Origin of the sequence: Bradyrhizobium campsiandrae, assembly GCF_014529705.1 — a bacterium.
Taxonomy (GTDB): Bacteria; Pseudomonadota; Alphaproteobacteria; order Rhizobiales; family Xanthobacteraceae; genus Bradyrhizobium; species Bradyrhizobium campsiandrae.
Genome location: NZ_JAANIH010000013.1, coordinates 54,295 through 73,912, shown reverse-complemented (window position 1 = coordinate 73,912; position 19,618 = coordinate 54,295). Strand labels below are relative to the sequence as shown.

Below are 19,618 nucleotides of genomic sequence, written 5' to 3'. Positions count from 1 at the left end.
TCAGGATTAGGACTGCTGAATGGTTGATACCAAGACCCCAGACGACAAGAAGCTGAGCGTTCCGAGCAAGACGCTATCGCTCAAGCCGCGCGTCGAAACGGGCACTGTGCGCCAGAGCTTCAGCCATGGCCGCAGCAAGCAGGTCGTGGTCGAGAAGCGCGGCAAGCGCCGCATCGACGGCACCCCTGAGCCGCAGGCCCCGACGGTTGTTGCAAAGCCGGCGCCGGCTGCGCCCACGCCCGCCCCGTCACGCCCGGCACCGCCGCGCAACGCCGGCTCCGGTGTGGTGCTGCGTACGCTGACCGAGGACGAACGCTCCGCGCGCGCCAGCGCGCTCGCTGATGCCAAGGTTCGCGAAGTCGAAGAGCGCCGCCAGGCCGAGGAAGAGGCCCAGCGCCGCGCCGTCCGCGAGGCCGCCGAGCGCGCCGAGCGTGAAGCCGCCGAATCCCGCCGCAAGGCCGAGGAAGAGCGTCACCGTCACGAGGAAGAGGCCAAGCGCAAGGCCGAGACCGAAGCCAAGAAGCGTTTTGGCGAAGGCGAGCAGCTGGCGGCGGCCGCGCGTCCCGCTGCAGCTCCCTCAGCCCCGGCGACCAGCGCGCCGCGTCCCGCTCAAACCACGACCCGGCCGGCAGGGACAACGACCGCCCGCCCGGCATCCACCACGTCGCGGCCGGGTGGCCCTGTGGGCCGCACGCCCGCCGTCGCGGCCGGTCCGGACGAGGACGATGGTCCGCGCCAGATCCGTCGCGGCCCCGGCGGCGCCGCGCGCCCCGTCGTGGCGCCCAAACCCACCCACAAGCCTGGTCCGCAGAAGGAGCGCGGCCGCCTGACCGTCGTCACCGCCCTCAATGCCGACGAGGTTCGCGAGCGCTCGATCGCTTCGTTCCGCCGCCGCACCCAGCGTCTGAAAGGCCATGCCTCGAACGAGCCGAAGGAAAAGCTCGTCCGCGAGGTGACGATTCCGGAAGCGATCACCATCCAGGAACTCGCCAACCGCATGTCCGAACGCGCGGTCGACGTCATCCGCATGCTGATGAAGCAGGGCGCGATGCACAAGATCACCGACGTGATCGACGCCGACACCGCGCAGCTGATCGCCGAAGAGCTCGGTCACACCGTCAAGCGCGTCGCCGCGTCGGACGTCGAAGAGGGTCTGTTCGACCAGGTCGACGATTCCACCGACACCGAGACCCGCTCTCCGGTCGTCACCGTGATGGGCCACGTCGACCACGGCAAGACCTCGCTGCTCGACGCGCTCCGCCATGCCAACGTGGTCTCGGGCGAAGCCGGCGGCATCACCCAGCATATCGGCGCCTATCAGGTGGTGTCGCCCGAAAGCGGCAAGAAGATCACCTTCATCGACACCCCCGGCCACGCCGCGTTCACCGCGATGCGCGCCCGCGGCGCCAAGGTCACCGACATCGTCGTGCTGGTGGTCGCGGCCGATGACGGCGTCATGCCGCAGACGATCGAGGCCATCAACCACGCCAAGGCGGCGCGGGTGCCGATCATCGTTGCCATCAACAAGATCGACAAGCCCGATGCCAAGCCCGAGCGCGTCCGCACCGAGCTGCTCCAGCACGAAGTGCAGGTGGAATCCTTCGGCGGCGACGTCGTCGACGTCGAAGTGTCCGCCAAGAACAAGACCAATCTCGACAAGCTGCTCGAGATGATTGCGCTCCAGGCCGACATCCTCGACCTGAAGACCAATTCGGACCGTCCGGCCGAAGGCACCGTGATCGAGGCCAAGCTCGATCGCGGCCGTGGTCCGGTCGCCACCGTGCTGGTCCAGCGCGGCACGCTGCGTGTCGGCGACATCATCGTTGCGGGCGCCGAGATGGGCCGCGTCCGGGCGCTGATCTCGGACCAGGGCGAGACGGTTCAGGAAGCCGGCCCCTCGGTCCCGGTCGAGGTGCTCGGCTTCAACGGTCCGCCGGAAGCCGGCGATCGTCTCGCGGTCGTCGAGAACGAAGCCCGCGCCCGCCAAGTCACCAGCTACCGTGCGCACCAGAAGCGCGAGAACGCGGCGGCCTCGATCTCAGGCATGCGCGGCTCGCTCGAGCAGATGATGTCGCAGCTGAAGACGGCGGGCCGCAAGGAGTTCCCGCTGATCGTCAAGGCCGACGTGCAGGGTTCGCTGGAAGCGATCCTCGGCTCGCTGGAGAAGCTCGGCACCGACGAAGTCGCAGCCCGCATCCTGCATGCCGGCGTCGGCGGCATCTCGGAGTCCGACGTGACGCTGGCGGAAGGCTTCAACGCCGCGATCATCGGCTTCTCGGTTCGTGCCAACAAGGAGGCCGCTGCGGCCGCCAAGCGCAACGGCATCGAGATCCGCTACTACAACATCATCTACGACCTCGTGGACGACGTGAAGAAGGCGATGAGCGGCCTGCTCGCGCCGACCTTGCGCGAAACCATGCTGGGCAACGCCGAGATCCTGGAGATCTTCAACATCTCCAAGGTCGGCAAGGTTGCCGGCTGCCGCGTCACCGATGGCACCGTGGAACGCGGCGCCAATGTGCGCCTGATCCGCGACAACGTCGTCGTGCACGAAGGCAAGCTGTCGACGCTGAAGCGCTTCAAGGACGAAGTGAAGGAAGTCCAGTCCGGTCAGGAATGCGGCATGGCCTTCGAGAACTATCACGACATGCGTGCCGGTGACGTCATCGAGTGTTATCGCGTGGAGACGATCCAGCGCTCCCTGTAAGTCCAAATCTTACCGAAGCGTCCGGATCTTTTTGAGCTGAAATTGCGGGAGTGCGATGGCCGGATTTTTCCGGCCATCCACACTCCGTTCGTTTCATCAGGACAAACGACAATGCTCGTGTCCCGAATGCGGGCACGACGAGGTGATTTTCGACCATGCCGCGCCATCATCAGAAGAAGAGTTCCGCGCCCGGCGGCTCGCAGCGTCAGCTGCGCGTCGGCGAGCAGGTTCGCCACGCGATAGCCGATATTCTGGCGCAAGGCAGCGTGCATGATGCCGACCTCGAAGGTCACATCATCACCGTGCCGGAGGTGCGGATGTCGCCCGATTTGAAGCTCGCGACAATCTACGTGATGCCGCTCGGTGGCCGCGACACCGAGCTCGTCATCGCTGCGCTCGATCGCAACAAGAAATTCCTGCGCGGCGAAGTCGCGCGGCGCGTTAACCTGAAATTTGCACCTGACCTTCGCTTCCGCGTCGACGAGCGATTCGACGAAGCGGAACGGATCGAGAAGCTTTTGCGAACACCTGCGGTGCAGAAGGACTTGGACAAGAATCTGGAACAGGACCCGGATTCGAATCGGGAAGAAGAGCAATGATGATGGACCCGGCTCACGGCACGATCGGCAGCGAAGAGGCCGACACCCGCGATCTGCAGAAAAACAATTTTGCGGAGGCCGGCGGCAATGCTCAGCCGCAACAGGAGGCGCGTCGCGTCAACAATGATCCGCGCGCGCCCAAGCAGCAGAAGGGCAACCAGGTGCGCCGCGACCGGCGCGACGTGCACGGCTGGGTCGTGCTCGACAAGCCGATCGGGATGACCTCGACGCAGGCCGTCGCCGTGCTCAAGCGCCTGTTCAACGCCAAGCGCGCCGGCCATGCCGGCACGCTCGACCCGCTCGCCTCCGGCGGCCTGCCCATTGCCCTGGGTGAAGCCACCAAGACGGTTCCCTTCGTGATGGACGGGCGCAAGCGCTACCGCTTCACCGTGTGCTGGGGCGAGGAGCGCGACACCGACGATATCGAGGGCCAGGTCACCGCGACCTCGGACCTGCGCCCGACCCGCCAGGCCATCGAGGCCCTGCTGCCCCGTTTCACCGGCGTGATCGAGCAGGTTCCGCCGCGTTATTCGGCGATCAAGGTCCAGGGCGAGCGGGCCTACGACCTCGCCCGGGACGGCGAAGTCGTGGAACTGGCCGCCCGGCCGGTCGAGATTCACCATTTAACCCTTGTAGATCAACCAGATAACAACAGAGCCGTGTTCGAGGCCGAGTGCGGCAAGGGCACCTATGTGCGGGCGCTCGCCCGCGATATGGGCCGGATTCTCGGCAGTTACGGCCATATCTGCGCGCTGCGGCGGACCCTGGTTGGCCCATTCAGCGAAAATGACATGATTCCGCTGGATCAGCTGGAGGCTTTGTGCGATAGAGCCGCGTCCGGCGAGGGAAGCCTCGCCGACGCGCTGATGCCCGTTGAGACCGCGCTGGACGACATCCCGGCACTGGCCGTCACTCGGGCTGATGCGGCAAGGCTCCATCGGGGCCAGGCCGTTTTGTTGCGCGGACGGGATGCGCCCACAAGTAGCGGCACAGTCTATGTCACGGTGGCAGGCCGTCTTTTGGCGCTTGCTGAAGTTGGCAATGGCGAAATCATCCCCAAGCGTGTGTTCAACCTGACCGGCTTGACTGCCTCAACCGGTCGCAACGAGAGAAATTGACGATGTCGATTGCCGCAGAACGCAAAGCGGAAGTCATCAAGACGAATGCCACCAAGGCCGGCGACACCGGCTCGCCAGAGGTCCAGGTCGCGATCCTGTCGGAACGCATCAACAACCTCACCAGCCATTTCAAGACCCACGTGAAGGACAACCATTCGCGTCGTGGCCTCTTGAAGCTGGTCTCGACCCGCCGCTCGCTCCTCGACTATCTCAAGAAGAAGGACGAGGCGCGGTACAAGGCGCTGCTCGAGAAGCACAACATTCGTCGTTAAGAGTTCTTGCGCGCGCCACCGGCGCGCGTTTTTGCGCGTGGTTTCGAGCGAAAGCGCTTATTTTAGGGTTTTTGATCGAGGCTCACGCGTACGTCCGGTGCGGGCCCAAAGCGCGACAACAGTCGCACTCTGGATTTTTGTTTGAGCATGATCTTTTCGGAAAGCGGTTTCGCACTTTTCCGGATCATGCTCGGGCGATGCTTCGCATCCGGGGGCATGAGGCGCGAAGACCAAAGGTTCGGTGTTCGTGAACGTGCCGACTGACAGTCCAGCAGCAATCCGGCGGCTGGGCGCAACGGGCAAGGTGCCCGTATGACCCGAAAGGATGGACGCCATCCGACATCCAAAAACCATGGCAGGATCGCAGGACGCTGATCGCCCGCTCCGATCAGCGTCCTGCAATCTTGACATGGTTTTTGTTTTTCTGAGCCGTCCCTTCTTTCGAGAACCCATGAAAGAAGACCTCTATGTTCAATAAGCATTCAGTCGAGATCGACTGGGGCGGACGCCCTCTCAAGCTCGAAACCGGCAAGATCGCCCGCCAGGCCGACGGCGCCGTCATCGCCACCTATGGCGAGACCGTGGTGCTCGCCACCGTCGTCGCGGCGAAGGCGCCGCGTGAAGGCGTCGACTTCCTGCCGCTGACTGTCGACTACCAGGAAAAGACCTACGCAGCCGGCCGCATTCCCGGCGGCTATTTCAAGCGCGAGGGTCGTCCGACCGAGAAGGAGACGCTGGTCTCCCGCCTGATCGACCGTCCGATCCGTCCGCTGTTCGTCGACGGCTGGCGCAACGAAACCCAGGTGATCGCCACCGTGCTCTCGCACGATATGGAGAACGACCCCGACATCGTCGCGCTGGTGGCCTCCTCGGCTGCGTTGACGCTCTCCGGCGCGCCCTTCAAGGGCCCGATCGGCGCCGCCCGCGTCGGCTTCGCCAATGACGAGTTCATCCTCAATCCGACGCTCGACGAGATGGTCGACACCCAGCTCGACCTCGTCGTCGCCGGCACCGCCGACGCCGTGCTGATGGTGGAATCGGAAGCCAAGGAGCTGAACGAAGACATCATGCTCGGCGCCGTGATGTTCGGTCACCGCCACTTCCAGCCTGTGATCAACGCGATCATCGAGCTCGCCGAGAAGGCCGCCAAGGAGCCGCGCGAAGTCACCGTGATCGACAACGCCGCGCTCGAGAAGGAAATGCTCGGCCTCGTCGAGCAGGAGCTGCGCGCCGCCTACGCCATTCCGGTCAAGCAGGACCGCTACGCCGCCGTCGGCAAGGTCAAGGAAAAGGTGATCGCCCACTACTTCCCCGAAGGGCAGGAGCCGAAATACGACAAGCTGCGCATCAGCGCCGTGTTCAAGGAGCTCGAGGCGAAGATCGTTCGCTGGAACATCCTCGACACCGGCAAGCGCATCGACGGCCGTGACTCAAAGACCGTGCGCAACATCATCGCCGAAGTCGGCGTGCTGCCGCGCGCCCACGGCTCGGCGCTGTTCACCCGCGGCGAGACCCAGGCGATGGTCGTGACCACGCTCGGCACCGGCGAGGACGAGCAGTACATCGACGCGCTGTCGGGAACGTACAAGGAGACGTTCCTGCTGCACTACAACTTCCCGCCCTACTCGGTCGGTGAGACCGGTCGCCTCGGCGGCACCAAGCGCCGCGAGATCGGCCACGGCAAGCTCGCCTGGCGCGCGATCCACCCGGTGCTGCCGCCGCATCACGAGTTCCCCTACACCGTGCGCGTGGTCTCGGAGATCACCGAATCCAACGGCTCCTCGTCGATGGCTTCGGTCTGCGGCGCCTCGCTCGCGCTGATGGACGCCGGCGTGCCGTTGAAGCGCCCGACCGCGGGCATCGCGATGGGCCTGATCCTCGAAGACAAGCGCTTCGCGGTTCTCTCCGACATCCTCGGTGACGAGGACCATCTCGGCGACATGGACTTCAAGGTCGCCGGTACCGAAGCGGGCATCACCTCGCTCCAGATGGACATCAAGATCGAGGGCATCACCGAAGAGATCATGAAGGTGGCGCTCGCCCAGGCCAAGGATGGCCGCATCCACATCCTCGGCGAGATGGCCAAGGCGCTCACCAACGCCCGCGCCGAGCTCGGCGAATACGCGCCGCGCATCGAGACCTTCAAGATCGCCACCGACAAGATCCGCGAAGTGATCGGCACCGGCGGCAAGGTGATCCGCGAGATCGTCGAGAAGACCGGCGCCAAGGTCAACATCGAGGACGACGGCACCGTGAAGGTCGCATCCAGCGACGGCGAGGCGATGAAGGCCGCGATCAAGTGGATCAAGTCGATCGCATCCGATCCGGAAGTCGGCCAGATCTATGACGGCACCGTCGTCAAGGTGATGGAGTTCGGCGCCTTCGTGAACTTCTTCGGCTCGAAGGACGGCCTCGTCCACATCAGCCAGCTCGCGGCCAACCGCGTGCAGAAGACTTCCGACGTCGTCAAGGAAGGCGACAAGGTCAAGGTCAAGCTGCTCGGCTTCGACGACCGCGGCAAGACCCGCCTGTCGATGAAGGTCGTCGATCAGACCACCGGCGAAGACCTCGAAGGCAAGGACAAGGGCGGCGAGGGCGAGAAGGCCCCGCGCGAAGCGGCCGGCGAGTAATCGCTCCGCACCAGCAAAACGAAAGGGCGGCCGAAAGGCCGCCCTTTTTGTTTGTGTCGCTTAGTTGACCAGTCCGTAGCCCGCATGAAGCGAAGCGGAATGCGGGACCGGCGTCCCGGATTGCGCTGCGCTCCATCCGGGCTACAAAAGTCACCTCTCCCGCAAGCAAGCGGGAGAGGTGCAGCAACTCACGCCGCGATGTCGTAGCGGTCGAGGTTCATCACCTTGGTCCAGGCCTTGGCAAAGTCCTTCACGAACTTCTCCTTGGAATCCGAGGTCGCATAGACCTCGGCGAAGGCGCGGAGCTGCGAGTGCGAGCCGAAGATCAGATCGGCGCGAGCAGCGGTCCACTTCACCGCGTTGGTCTTGCGGTCGCGGCCTTCGTAGGAGCCGTCGGCAGCCGGCGTCCAGGCCGTGCTCATGTCGAGCAGGTTGACGAAATAGTCGTTGGAGAGCGTGCCCACCTTGGCGGTGAAGACACCCTTCTTCGAGCCATTCGCATTGGCGCCGAGCACGCGGAGACCGCCGACGAGCACCGTCAGTTCGGGACCCGTGAGCCTGAGAAGCTGCGCGCGATCGACCAGCGCTTCTTCCTCCCGCAGGAACTGATGCCTCTTGCCGACATAGTTGCGGAAGCCATCGGCCCGGGGCTCGAGCGGCGCGAAGGAGGCGGCATCGGTCTGCTCTTGCGAAGCATCCATGCGGCCCGGCGTGAAGCCGACCTTGACGTCGACGCCGGCATCCTTGGCAGCCTTCTCGACCGCAGCAGTGCCGCCGAGCACGATCAGGTCGGCGATCGAGACCTTCTTGGCGCCAGCAGACGCGTTGAAGTCCTTTTGGATCGCTTCGAGCTTGCCGAGCACCTTGGAGAGCTGAGCCGGCTCGTTCACTTCCCAGTCCTTCTGCGGAGCCAAGCGAATGCGCGCGCCGTTGGCACCGCCGCGCTTGTCCGAGCCGCGGAAGGTCGAGGCCGACGCCCAGGCGGTCGAGACCAGCTCGGATACCGTGAGGCCCGAACCCAGGATCTTGGTCTTCAGCGACGCGATATCCTGATCGCTGACCAGCTCGTGGTTCACGGCCGGAATCGGATCCTGCCAGATCAACGTTTCCTTCGGCACCAGCGGGCCGAGATAACGCTGGATCGGGCCCATGTCGCGATGGGTGAGCTTGAACCAGGCGCGGGCGAAGGCATCCGCGAACTGATCGGGGTTTTCGAGGAAGCGACGCGAGATCTTCTCATAGGCCGGATCGAAGCGCAGCGAGAGGTCGGTCGTCAGCATCGTCGGCCGATGCTTCTTCGATTTGTCGAACGGATCGGGAATGATCGCGTCGGCACCCTTGGCCACCCACTGGTTCGCACCACCGGGGCTCTTGGTCAGCTCCCATTCGTACTTGAACAGGTTCTCGAAGAAGTTGTTGCTCCACTTCGTTGGCGTGGTGGTCCAGGTCACTTCCAGACCGCTGGTGATGGAATCACCGGCGAGGCCTGAGGCGTGCTTGCTCTTCCAGCCGAGGCCCTGGTCTTCCAGCGCGCCCGCTTCCGGCTCCGGACCGACCAGCGACGGATCGCCGGCGCCATGGGTCTTGCCGAAGGTGTGGCCGCCGGCGATCAGCGCGACGGTTTCCTCGTCGTTCATCGCCATGCGGAAGAAGGTCTCGCGGATGTCCTTGGCCGCGGCGACCGGATCCGGCTTGCCGTTCGGGCCTTCCGGATTGACGTAGATGAGGCCCATCTGCACCGCGCCGAGCGGTTCAGCGAGCTGGCGCTCGCCGCTATAGCGCTCGTCGCCGAGCCAGGTGCCTTCCGGACCCCAATAGAGCTCCTCCGGCTCCCAGACGTCGGCACGACCGCCGGCGAAGCCGAACGTCTTGAAGCCCATCGACTCCAGCGCGACGTTGCCGGCGAGCACCATCAGATCGGCCCAGGAAATCTTGCGGCCGTATTTCTGCTTGATCGGCCAGAGCAGCCGGCGCGCCTTGTCGAGGTTGGCGTTATCAGGCCAGGAGTTGAGCGGAGCGAAACGCTGCTGACCGGCACCGGCGCCGCCGCGACCGTCGGTGGTGCGGTAGGTGCCCGCGCTGTGCCAAGCCATGCGGATCATGAGGCCGCCATAGTGACCGAAATCGGCAGGCCACCATTCCTGCGAATCCGTCATCAGGGCGGTCAGGTCCTTGACGACCGCGTTCAGGTCGAGCGTCTTGAATTCCTTGGCGTAGTCGAAGTCCTCGCCCATCGGATCGGACAGGTCGGAATTCTTGTGCAGCATGTCGATGCTGAGATTGGTCGGCCACCAGTCGCGGTTCGCTGGCACGCGTTTGCCGCCCGAAAACGGGCACTTCGAATTGTCGTCCATGAATACCTCCTCTGGTGGCGCCGCATCAGCGCCATTGACCAGGTCGAAGCATTCTAAGCGCCCCCTTCGATCAGGGGAAGTTGACTTTAATGATCGCTGCGATAGGATTTTCTGATGATCAACGTGACGCTGCGCCAGCTGCGGTATTTCGACGCGTTGGCCCGCCATGGTCATTTCGGCCGCGCCGCGGAAGCCTGTTCCATCTCGCAGCCGGCCCTGTCGATGCAGATCAAGGAGCTGGAGGAAGCGCTGGGCGGTCTGCTGCTGGAGCGCAGCGCCCGGCAGGTCGCATTGACCCGGTTTGGCGAGGAGCTCGCCCAGCGCGTCCGCGACATCCTGCGCTCGGTCGATGAGCTCGGCGACTTCGCCCGGGCCTCGCAGGATCGCTTCGCGGGGCGGCTGCGCATCGGCATGATCCCGACGATCGCGCCGTATCTGTTGCCCAAGATCACCAAGAATCTGACCCGCATGCACCCGGAGCTCGACATCCGCGTGCGCGAGACGATGACGCCGCGACTGATCCAGGAGCTGGTCGAAGGCCGGCTCGACACCGCCATTGTCGCGCTTCCGGTGTCCGAACCCTCGCTCACCGAGGTTGCCCTGTTCGAGGAGAAATTCCTGCTGGTGCGACCGGGCACGGATGCCGGCACGCCTGTGCCGTCGCGCGAGATGATGCGCGAGATGCGGCTGTTGCTGCTCGAGGAAGGACATTGTTTCCGTGACCAGGCGCTGTCGTTCTGCAACATGCAGTCGGCGCCACCGCGCGAGATGCTGGATGCGAATTCGCTGTCGACGCTGGTCCAGATGGTCAGCGCCGGCATCGGTGTCACCCTGATTCCGGAAATGGCGGTGTCGGTGGAGACGCGATCGGCTTCCGTCTCGCTGTCACGCTTCCGCGACCCCGAGCCCTCGCGCACCATCGGCATGGTCTGGCGCAAGACCAGCCCGCTGGCGCGCCAGCTGCTGCAGATCTCCGAGGTGGTGTGTCTCTCGGCGGGCAAGGTCCGCGCACGGCCGCCCGCGCGCAGCAAGGCTTGAGCCGTGATGTCAGATCCCATCATCCGCCCCGCCCGCACCGACGAATATGATGAGATCGGCCGCGTCTGGATGGAGAGCTGGGTTTCGACGGGTCTGGCCGAAGCCAGCGACTTCCTGCTGGCCAATCTGCGTGCACGCGTCAGGCGCGAGATCGAGGACGGCTGGACGCTGTTCGTCGCCGACGACGTCGGCACGATCGCCGCGATGCTGGCACTGCATCTGCCAAAGCTCTATCTCGACATGCTGTTCGTCGGGCCCGCCTACCAGGGACAATCGCTTGGGCGGAAGCTGCTCGCCTTCACACGAACGCACATGCCTGACGAGATCCATCTGCGCTGCGTCCGCGAGAACGAAAAGGCCTGGCGCTGGTACGAGCGCGAAGGCTTTGTGTTCGAGAAGGAAGAGATATCGCCGGTCACGGGTTTCACGATGAAATGCTACCGGTGGAAAAGAGCAGACACTCGCGTGTAGGCGCAGCCTTGAATGCGCATATCGCGCATTGCATGCAGCGCCCCCGCTGTTCAGGCGCGTCGACAATCGCGGCTTGTTAGTCCACTTCCTTCAGATCATCCGGCCGCGGCATCAGCACGATGTTGTAACCGGAATCGACATAATGGATTTCGCCGGTCACGCCGCCGGAGAGATCGGACAAGAGATACAGCGCCGAGCCGCCGAGTTCGTCGAGCGTGACGCCGCGGCGCAGCGGCGAATGCTTCTGCATGAACGCGAACATCGCACGCGCTTCGCCGATGCCGGAGCCGGCGAGCGTGCGGATGGGACCCGCGGAGATCGCGTTGACGCGGATGCCGCGCGGTCCGAAATCGGACGCGAGATAGCGCACGGAAGCTTCCAGCGCCGCCTTGGCGACGCCCATCACGTTGTAGTTCGGCATCGACCGCTCCGAGGCGCCGAAGGTCAGCGTGATCATGCTGCCGCCCTCCGTCATCAGCTCGGCGGCACGCTTGGCGACCTCCGTGAACGAGAAGCAGGAGATCACCATGGTGCGCGAAAAGTTCTCGCGACTGGTGTCGGCGTAGCGGCCTTTCAGCTCGCTCTTGTCGGCAAAGCCGATCGCGTGGATGACGAAGTCGAGCTTGCCCCATTTCTCACGCAGCACGTCGAAGGTGGCATCGACGCTTGTGATGTCCTCGACGTCACAAGGCAGCACCAATTCAACGCCGAGCGATTCCGCAAGCGGCTTGACGCGTTTGCCGAGGGCTTCGCCCTGGAAGGTGAAGGCAAGCTCGGCCCCGTGGGCATGCAGCGTCCTCGCCATGCCCCAGGCGATCGAATGATCATTGGCGATGCCCATGATCAGACCGCGCTTGCCCTTCATTAGACCTTCCATCTCGCAATCACTCTCCGCTCTCTGTCATGCCCGGGCTTGTCCCGAGCATCCACGTTCTTCCGCAGCCAGTACCAAAGACGTGGATGGCCGGGACGAGCCCGGCCATGACGACAAACTACCGGTGCGTCAACGATGCCGTCACACGTCCATCCGGCTGAACACCAGCGTGGCGTTGGTGCCGCCGAAGCCGAACGAGTTCGACAGCACGGTGCCGATCTTGACGTTGTCGATGCGCTTGCGCACGATCGGCATGTCGGCGAAGACAGGATCGAGCTCCTGGATGTGTGCGCTCTCGCAGATGAAGCCGTTGTTCATCATCAGCAGCGAGTAGATCGCCTCCTGCACGCCGGTCGCGCCCAGCGAGTGGCCGGTCAGCGCCTTGGTCGCCGAGATCGGGGGGCACTTCTCGCCGGTGCCGAACACCTTGCGAAGCGCTTCGATTTCCGGCGGATCGCCGGCGGGCGTCGAGGTCGCGTGCGGGTTGATGTAGTCGACCTTGGTCTTCACGGTCGACATCGCCATGCGCATGCAGCGCTCGGCGCCTTCACCCGACGGCGCGACCATGTCGTAGCCGTCCGAGGTCGCACCATAGCCGACGATCTCGCCGTAGATACGCGCGCCGCGCGCCCTGGCATGCTCGAGCTCTTCCAGGACGAGGACTCCAGCGCCGCCGGCGATGACAAAACCGTCGCGGTTGACGTCGTAGGGGCGCGAGGCGGTGGCGGGCGTGTCGTTGTACTTCGAGGACATCGCGCCCATGGCGTCGAACAGCACCGACAGCGACCAGTCGAGCTCCTCGCAGCCGCCGGCGAAGATGACGTCCTGCTTGCCGATCTGGATCGTTTCATAGGCGTTGCCGACGCAATGGTTCGAGGTCGCGCAGGCCGAGGAGATCGAATAGTTCACGCCCTTGATCTTGAACCAGGTCGCAAGCGTTGCCGAGGCTGTGGACGACATCGCCTTCGGCACTGCAAACGGACCGACGCGCTTCGGCCCCTTGGTGCGGGTGATATCGGCGGACTCGACGATGGTGCGGGCAGACGGGCCGCCGGAGCCCATGATGATGCCGGTGCGGATGTTGGAGACTTCCTCGGGCGTCAGACCGGAGTCCAGGATCGCCTGCTCCATCGCGACGTGATTCCACGCCGCACCCTGACCGAGGAAGCGCATCGCACGCCGGTCGACCACCGTCGAAGGGTCGAGCGTCGGGGCACCTTGCACCTGCGAACGGAAGCCGAGCTCGGCATATTTCTCCGCCCGCGAAATGCCCGACTTCGCCTCGTGAAGGCTCGCAAGCACTTCCTGGGTGTTGTTTCCGATCGACGAGACGATTCCCATCCCGGTGACCACAACCCGCCTCATGACAGCCTCGCCCTAATCGTTGTCATCTTTGCTAATGCGCTTAGCCCAGGCTGGTGCCCTGCTTGAACAGACCGACCTTCAGGTCCTTGGCGCGATAAATAATCTGGTCATCGACCGAAAGCCATCCATCGGCAACGCCGAGCACGAGCTTTGAACGCATCACGCGCTTCATGTCGACGTTGTACACAACCTTGCGGGCTTCGGGCAGCACCTGGCCGCTGAACTTTAATTCGCTGAGGCCAAGCGCACGGCCGCGACCTTCGCCGCCGACCCAGCCGAGGTAGAAGCCGACCATTTGCCACAGCGCATCGAGGCCGAGGCAGCCGGGCATGACGGGGTCGTTCTTGAAATGGCAGCCGAAGAACCAGAGGTCGGCCTTCACGTCGAGCTCGGCGCGCACCACCCCTTTGCCGAATTCGCCGCCATTGTCGTTAATTTCCGTGATGCGGTCGAACATCAGCATCGGCGGCAGCGGCAACTGGGCGTTACCCGGGCCGAACATCTCGCCGCGGGCACATGCCAGCAGATCTTCGTATTCGTAACCATTGCGCCTGTTAAGCATGCGGAAGCCTCTGTTCTAACCCCGATTGAGCGGCGTTTCTGGCAAAAATGGGCTCCGTTTTTGTCCGGAAAGCAACGCCTTTTGCTCTTCGCCAGCAGGCGCGAATGCCGAGAGCCCTTGCGAGCATGGACTTGCCAGCATGGACTTGCGACCCTGGCCTCAATGCCCGGCCGCGCCACACCGGGCTAAGCGGAACCGGGCGCTCTCTAACACAGGCCTTTTCGGTGGCAAAGCGATCTCATGAAGGTAAAATGACGGGCTTGTGGCCCAGTTCCTTCGCTAATTAGAACCACTCTAGTTGCGAGAAACTTGCATCTGCATCTATCTGTCCATATATTGCAGATAGATAGTGTCAACGCGTGCCCGAATTTTGGAAATGAGCGAGAACAACGCGCCCCGTCACGACGAAGACGTCCATGCGGCTCTTCTGTCCGGCCGCCAGCCGGCCCTGACCGGCTGCCCCTGGCACGACGTCAACGAGATGCTCCAGTCCGCCGGCCTGCGCCCGACGCGCCAGCGCATGGCGCTGGGATGGCTGCTGTTCGGCAAGGGTGCGCGCCACCTCACGGCTGAAATGCTCTACGAGGAAGCGACCCTGGCCAAGGTCCCGGTCTCGCTCGCGACTGTCTACAACACGCTGAACCAGCTGACCGATGCCGGCCTGCTGCGCCAGGTCAGTGTCGACGGCACCAAGACCTATTTCGACACCAACGTCACCACCCACCACCATTACTATCTCGAGAACAGCCACGAGCTGGTCGACATCGAGGATCCGCATCTGGCGCTGTCGAAGATGCCAGAGGTGCCCGAGGGTTACGAGATCTCGCGCATCGACATGGTCGTGCGGCTGCGCAAGAAGCGCTGACTTTTTCTCTTTGGTCGTCCCGGCGAAGGCCGGGACTACAAGAGCGTCAATTCACCTGCTCGTCGGCGTAGACACCCCAGAGGCGTTCCTGCTGGATCCAGCCGTCAAAGCCGTTGCCGGTGACGTGGCACCAACTGGTGGTGCACTTCTTCACCGTCGTGACGACGCCGGCCTGGAGTTTTGCCGCCACCGCGCTCTCGGAATCGGCACGGTCATAGATCGGCGCGAGATCGTCCTTGTTCTTCATGGTGACCACCGCAGTGCGGCGGCCTGACAGCAGCGAGTGATAGACCCAGCCCTCGGCGCCCTCGGAATCGCGCACCCGGCGCCAATTCTCGAACTCGGCGGTGATTTCGACCGGCAGCCCGGCGCGGGTGTAGACCCAGGCCACGTCATTGTCCTTGGTCGGGCCGGCACGCACGTTCACATGATCCGATTTGAGGCTGACATAGCGCGGCACCGGAAGACCGCTGGCGGTCTGGGGGGTGGTGTCCTTGGCCGAGTGCGAGGGGCCGACCGAAGCGCTCCACCAGGTGCAAACGAGCGCCATCACCGAACAAAAACGCCCCAACGCCATCAACCCGTCTCCTGTCGAAGACCTGGACTCAAAGCCCGGTCCTCACCCCACATTCCAAAATCCTGCCGGATCATCCCCTCTCGGCCCCATGCGGATGTTCCCGAAGCCAACTTGTCTTGGCCCGGCCTTCTGCTAGAGAGGACGGACGCTTGAACAACCAGTTTGCCCCGATTTTCCGGCCGGAAATCTCGGGAAAGCTTGAAGGAAACGCCGGGGACGACACGGCAAAGCCAGTGTCGAACAACCGGGTTAATGAGGCCTCAACGGCCGGCCTCTGGCGACAGAGGCGGCCTGCAACGCCTCATGAGGGCAGGACATGTCGGTGAAGAAAAAGCCCCTCGTCGTGGTGACGCGCAAGCTGCCGGACTCGATCGAGACCCGGATGCGCGAACTGTTCGACGCACGCATCAATCTCGACGACACGCCGATGTCGGCCGAGCAGATCGCCGAAGCCGCCCGTACCGCCGACATCCTGGTTCCGACCGTTACCGACCACATCAGCGCCGACGTCGTCAACCAGCCGGACTGCAAGCTGAAGCTGATCGCCAATTTCGGCAATGGCGTCGACAATATCGACGTCGAGGCCGCGCATGCCCGCGGCATCACCGTCACCAACACGCCCAAGGTCCTCACCGAAGACACCGCCGACATGACCATGGCGCTGATCCTGGCCGTGCCGCGCCGGATGATCGAAGGCGCCTCGATCCTGACGGAAGGGAAACCCTGGGCGGGCTGGTCGCCGACCTGGATGCTCGGCCACCGCATCGGCGGCAAGCGTCTCGGCATCGTCGGCATGGGCCGCATCGGCCAGGCGGTTGCGCGCCGTGCCCGCGCCTTCGGCCTGCAGATTCACTATCACAACCGCCGCCCCGTCGCGCCCAAGATCGCCGAAGAGTTAGGGGCGACCTATTGGGAAAGCCTCGACCAGATGCTGGCGCGGATGGACATCATCTCGGTGAACTGTCCGCACACGCCGGCGACCTATCATCTGCTGTCGGCGCGTCGGTTGAAGCTGATCCGTAAGGACGCCTATATCGTCAACACCGCGCGCGGTGAAGTCACCGACGAAGACACGCTGATCAAGCTGATCGAAGGCGGCGAGATCGCCGGCGCCGGCCTCGACGTCTACGAGCACGAGCCGGCGGTCAATCCGAAGCTGGTTCGGCTGGCGAAGGCCGGCAAGGTCACACTGATGCCGCATATGGGCTCGGCCACCATCGAGGGCCGCGTCGAGATGGGCGAGAAGGTGATCATCAACATCCGCACCTTCCTCGATGCCCACAAGCCGCCCGATCGCGTGCTGCCCAGCATGCTATGAGGCTCATTTGCTGCGCATCGCACGCTTGCGCCAATCTGCGACGAAATCGATGAAGGCGCGCAGCGCGGGCGGCACTTGGCGCCGGCTGGGATAATACAGGAAAGGGCCCGGAAACGGCTCGCACCAATCTTCCATCAGGCTGACCAGCGCGCCGGACTTTACGGCATCGTCGACATAGCCATCGATCGAGGCCCAGATGCCGACGCCATCGAGCGCGGCACGCTTGGCAAGGCCCATATTGGTCGAGATCAGCTTTGCCGGTGGATCGACCTTCACGACCTGGCCGCGCTTCTCGAACTCCCAATCATGCATGACGCCGCTCGAATAGCGGGCGCGGATGCAATCATGCTCGAGCAGATCCTTCGGATGTTTCGGCCGACCACGGCGCGCGACATAGTCAGGCGATGCGACGATGACATAATGCTGCGGGCCGCTGAGCGGGATCGCAACCATGTCCTGCGCGAGATGCTCGCCATAGCGCACGCCGGCGTCAAAGCCGGCGCCGACGATGTCGACGAAGCCGCTCTCGGAGACGAGGTCGAGATCGACCTGCGGATGGGCCTGCAGAAATGGCCCCACCATCGGCGCCAGTACGAGATCGACCGCCGGCGGCGGCGCGTTGATGCGCAGACGGCCCGAGGCGACCTCGCGCAGGCCGCGGACCTGATCCAAGGCGTCGCCAACGTCCCGCAAGGCCGGCGCCACCCGCGACAGCAGCAACTCGCCGGCCTCGGTCAGCGCGACGCTGCGGGTGGTGCGGTTCATCAGGCGGACGCCGAGGCGTTCCTCCAGGTCACGTAGCCGCTGGCTAAGGCCCGATACCGACACGCGCATTTCGACCGCGGCGCGGCGGAAATTGCGGGTGCGGGCGACCGCCACGAAGGCGTCGAGATCGCGCAGGTCCGGAGGGGTCATTGTTCGCCAATCTGAACAAGCTATTCCGAATTGTCCAGCTTATCGGCGCAATCCTGAGATCGCATATCTGCCCTCGTCACGCGGCGCCATCCGCCGCCTTTCGAGGAGAGCCATCAATGGAACAGCGCAAACTCGGTTCATCGGGCCCGACCGTCTCGAGCCTTGGTCTCGGCTGCATGGCGATGTCGGACGCCTACGGTCCGGCCGATCGCGGCGAGAGCATCGCCACGGTGCATGCGGCGCTCGATGCCGGAATCACGCTTCTCGACACCGGTGACTTCTACACCATGGGTCACAATGAAATGCTGCTGCGCGAAGCGCTGAAGGATACTCCGCGCGACAAGGTGCAGCTCAGCGTGAAGTTCGGAGCACTGCGCGGCCCCGCCGGCGAATTCAACGGCATGGACTGCCGGCCGGCCGCGATGAAGAACTTCCTGGCTTACTCACTGCAGCGTCTCGGCACCGATTACATCGACATCTACCGTCCCGCCCGTCTCGATCCGAGCGTGCCGATCGAGGAGACGATCGGCGCCATCGCCGAGATGGTGAAGGCGGGCTATGTCAGGCATATCGGCTTGTCGGAAGTCGGCTCCGACACCATCCGCCGCGCCCATGCCGTGCATCCGATCGCCGATCTCCAGATCGAATATTCGTTGATCGAGCGCGGCATCGAGCGCGATATCCTCAAGACCTGCCGCGAACTCGGCATCGCCATCACCGCCTATGGCGTGCTGGCGCGCGGCCTGATCAGCGGCCATTGGTCGAAGAGCGCCGGCAAGACGGGCAAGGACTACCGATTAATGACGCCGCGGTTCCAGGGCGAGAACCTCGATGCCAATCTCGCACTGGCGGAACGACTGCGCGCGATCGCCGGCGAGATCGGCGCGACGCCGGCGCAGGTCGCGATTGCCTGGGTTGCGGCACAGGGTGATAATATCGTGCCGCTGGTCGGCGCCAAGACCCGCAACCGCCTGACCGAAGCACTCGGCGCTAGCGATATCAGACTGACGCCGGCGCATCTGGACATGTTGGCCAAGGCCTTCCCGCCAAACGTCGCGGCCGGCACGCGCTACGCCGCCGCGCAGATGGCGCATCTCGACAGCGAGAAGCCGGCGACGAGGTAACTGTCACATCAGCTGCGATGGGCGCTGAGGTCGACGACCACAGGCCCATCGCCGTTGAGCGGATTGGCCGGATCGCGGGCGTAGCGCAGCGTCTCGAAGCGCATCGCACGCGCATCGATCATCAGCAGGCGGCCGACCAGGCCCTCGCCGAAGCCGACGATCTCGCGGATCGCCTCCAGCGCCATCATCGAGCCCATCACGCCCGCGAGCGCGCCCATCACGCCGGCCTCCGCGCAAGCCGGCACGGTGCCCGGCGGCGGCGCCTCCGGAAACAGGCAGCGATAGGTCGGGTTGAATTCGCCCTGCTCGTTGGTCTCATGCGCGCGAATGGTGGTGAGCGAACCGTCGAAAGTGCCGAGCGCTGCTGATATCAGCGGCCGCTTCGCGAAAAAGCAGGCGTCGGACACCAGGTAGCGCGTCGAGAAATTGTCGGACCCGTCGAGCACGAGATCGTAGTCGCCGATCAGCGAGAGCGCATTGTCCGCGTTGAGCCAGGTGGCATGGCCGACGAAGCGCACATGCGGATTGAGCGCCGCGATCCGCTCCGCCGCACTCTCGACCTTGTGCCGGCCGATATCGGGCGTGGTGTGGATCACCTGGCGCTGCAGGTTTGACAGCGAGACGACGTCGTCATCGACCACGCCGAGCGTGCCGACGCCGGCGGCCGCCAGATACATCAGAGCCGGCGCACCGAGTCCGCCGGCACCGATCACCAGCACCGAGGCCCGCTTCAGCGCGGCTTGGCCGGGACCACCGACATCGCGCAGCACGATATGGCGGGCATAGCGTTCGAGTTCGTCCGGGCTGAGCAAGCTCTTTGACTCCTGAA

Annotated in this window: 17 protein-coding genes; 10 read left to right on the top strand and 7 right to left on the bottom strand. The window is 64.2% G+C overall.

Annotated features, from left to right (window positions below; translation table 11 throughout):
* Positions 1-19: 19 nt before the first annotated feature.
* The 5 genes from infB to pnp all read left to right on the top strand — a co-directional run bounded on the left by infB (position 20) and on the right by pnp (position 7,326).
* Positions 20-2,707: a translation initiation factor IF-2 gene (gene infB / locus G8O24_RS12055; RefSeq protein WP_188099445.1), complete on the top strand. Its 2,688-nt coding sequence runs from the start codon at positions 20-22 to the stop codon at positions 2,705-2,707.
* A 155-nt stretch (positions 2,708-2,862) separates the two neighbouring features.
* Positions 2,863-3,306 carry a 30S ribosome-binding factor RbfA gene (gene rbfA / locus G8O24_RS12050; protein WP_188099443.1) on the top strand — a complete coding sequence of 148 codons (444 nt, stop codon included), beginning with the start codon at positions 2,863-2,865 and terminating at the stop codon, positions 3,304-3,306.
* A complete protein-coding gene (gene truB, locus G8O24_RS12045) occupies positions 3,303-4,424 on the top strand; it encodes a tRNA pseudouridine(55) synthase TruB (RefSeq protein WP_188099441.1) in 1,122 nt (373 codons plus the stop codon). The genes rbfA and truB overlap by 4 nt, the downstream gene beginning before the upstream one ends.
* A 2-nt stretch (positions 4,425-4,426) precedes the next feature.
* Positions 4,427-4,696 carry a 30S ribosomal protein S15 gene (rpsO, locus tag G8O24_RS12040; RefSeq protein WP_028133641.1) on the top strand — a complete coding sequence of 90 codons (270 nt, stop codon included), beginning with the start codon at positions 4,427-4,429 and terminating at the stop codon, positions 4,694-4,696.
* Positions 4,697-5,163: 467 nt separating this feature from the next.
* The gene (gene pnp, locus G8O24_RS12035; RefSeq protein WP_188099438.1) at positions 5,164-7,326 is read left to right on the top strand and encodes a polyribonucleotide nucleotidyltransferase; all 2,163 of its coding nucleotides are present in this window, start codon (positions 5,164-5,166) and stop codon (positions 7,324-7,326) included.
* Positions 7,327-7,514: 188 nt separating this feature from the next.
* On the opposite strand, the gene katG is transcribed toward pnp, so the two are convergent.
* Positions 7,515-9,680, bottom strand: a complete 2,166-nt coding sequence (gene katG / locus G8O24_RS12030) for a catalase/peroxidase HPI (protein ID WP_188099436.1) — start codon at positions 9,678-9,680, stop codon at positions 7,515-7,517.
* 114 nt (positions 9,681-9,794) lie between these two features.
* Between katG and G8O24_RS12025 the strand changes: the two genes are divergently transcribed.
* Both G8O24_RS12025 and G8O24_RS12020 read left to right on the top strand, forming a co-directional pair.
* Positions 9,795-10,718 carry a hydrogen peroxide-inducible genes activator gene (locus G8O24_RS12025; RefSeq protein ID WP_188099434.1) on the top strand — a complete coding sequence of 308 codons (924 nt, stop codon included), beginning with the start codon at positions 9,795-9,797 and terminating at the stop codon, positions 10,716-10,718.
* A 6-nt stretch (positions 10,719-10,724) separates the two neighbouring features.
* Positions 10,725-11,189, top strand: a complete 465-nt coding sequence (locus G8O24_RS12020) for a GNAT family N-acetyltransferase (RefSeq protein ID WP_188099433.1) — start codon at positions 10,725-10,727, stop codon at positions 11,187-11,189.
* A gap of 76 nt (positions 11,190-11,265) precedes the next feature.
* On the opposite strand, the gene fabI is transcribed toward G8O24_RS12020, so the two are convergent.
* The 3 genes from fabI to fabA all read right to left on the bottom strand — a co-directional run bounded on the left by fabI (position 11,266) and on the right by fabA (position 13,990).
* Entirely contained in the window at positions 11,266-12,066 is an 801-nt protein-coding gene (fabI, locus tag G8O24_RS12015) for an enoyl-ACP reductase FabI (protein WP_188099431.1), read from the bottom strand.
* Positions 12,067-12,204: 138 nt separating this feature from the next.
* The gene (fabB, locus tag G8O24_RS12010; protein ID WP_188099429.1) at positions 12,205-13,428 is read right to left on the bottom strand and encodes a beta-ketoacyl-ACP synthase I; all 1,224 of its coding nucleotides are present in this window, start codon (positions 13,426-13,428) and stop codon (positions 12,205-12,207) included.
* A gap of 40 nt (positions 13,429-13,468) precedes the next feature.
* Positions 13,469-13,990: a bifunctional 3-hydroxydecanoyl-ACP dehydratase/trans-2-decenoyl-ACP isomerase gene (gene fabA / locus G8O24_RS12005; protein ID WP_188099428.1), complete on the bottom strand. Its 522-nt coding sequence runs from the start codon at positions 13,988-13,990 to the stop codon at positions 13,469-13,471.
* 376 nt (positions 13,991-14,366) lie between these two features.
* Here fabA and irrA point away from each other — a divergent pair, with 376 nt between their 5' ends.
* Entirely contained in the window at positions 14,367-14,855 is a 489-nt protein-coding gene (gene irrA / locus G8O24_RS12000; RefSeq protein WP_188099426.1) for an iron response transcriptional regulator IrrA, read from the top strand.
* A gap of 46 nt (positions 14,856-14,901) precedes the next feature.
* On the opposite strand, the gene G8O24_RS11995 is transcribed toward irrA, so the two are convergent.
* Positions 14,902-15,432, bottom strand: a complete 531-nt coding sequence (locus tag G8O24_RS11995; RefSeq protein ID WP_188099424.1) for an SH3 domain-containing protein — start codon at positions 15,430-15,432, stop codon at positions 14,902-14,904.
* Positions 15,433-15,748: 316 nt separating this feature from the next.
* Here G8O24_RS11995 and G8O24_RS11990 point away from each other — a divergent pair, with 316 nt between their 5' ends.
* Positions 15,749-16,750, top strand: coding sequence for a 2-hydroxyacid dehydrogenase (locus tag G8O24_RS11990; RefSeq protein WP_188099422.1), 1,002 nt, complete (start codon positions 15,749-15,751; stop codon positions 16,748-16,750).
* A gap of 3 nt (positions 16,751-16,753) precedes the next feature.
* Here the strand turns inward: G8O24_RS11990 and G8O24_RS11985 are convergent, their stop codons facing one another.
* Positions 16,754-17,665: a LysR family transcriptional regulator gene (locus tag G8O24_RS11985; RefSeq protein ID WP_188099420.1), complete on the bottom strand. Its 912-nt coding sequence runs from the start codon at positions 17,663-17,665 to the stop codon at positions 16,754-16,756.
* A 116-nt stretch (positions 17,666-17,781) separates the two neighbouring features.
* On the opposite strand from G8O24_RS11985, the gene G8O24_RS11980 reads away from it, so the two are divergent.
* Positions 17,782-18,789 carry an aldo/keto reductase gene (locus tag G8O24_RS11980; RefSeq protein WP_188099418.1) on the top strand — a complete coding sequence of 336 codons (1,008 nt, stop codon included), beginning with the start codon at positions 17,782-17,784 and terminating at the stop codon, positions 18,787-18,789.
* A gap of 8 nt (positions 18,790-18,797) precedes the next feature.
* On the opposite strand, the gene G8O24_RS11975 is transcribed toward G8O24_RS11980, so the two are convergent.
* Positions 18,798-19,601: a HesA/MoeB/ThiF family protein gene (locus G8O24_RS11975; RefSeq protein WP_188099416.1), complete on the bottom strand. Its 804-nt coding sequence runs from the start codon at positions 19,599-19,601 to the stop codon at positions 18,798-18,800.
* Positions 19,602-19,618 lie beyond the last annotated feature (17 nt).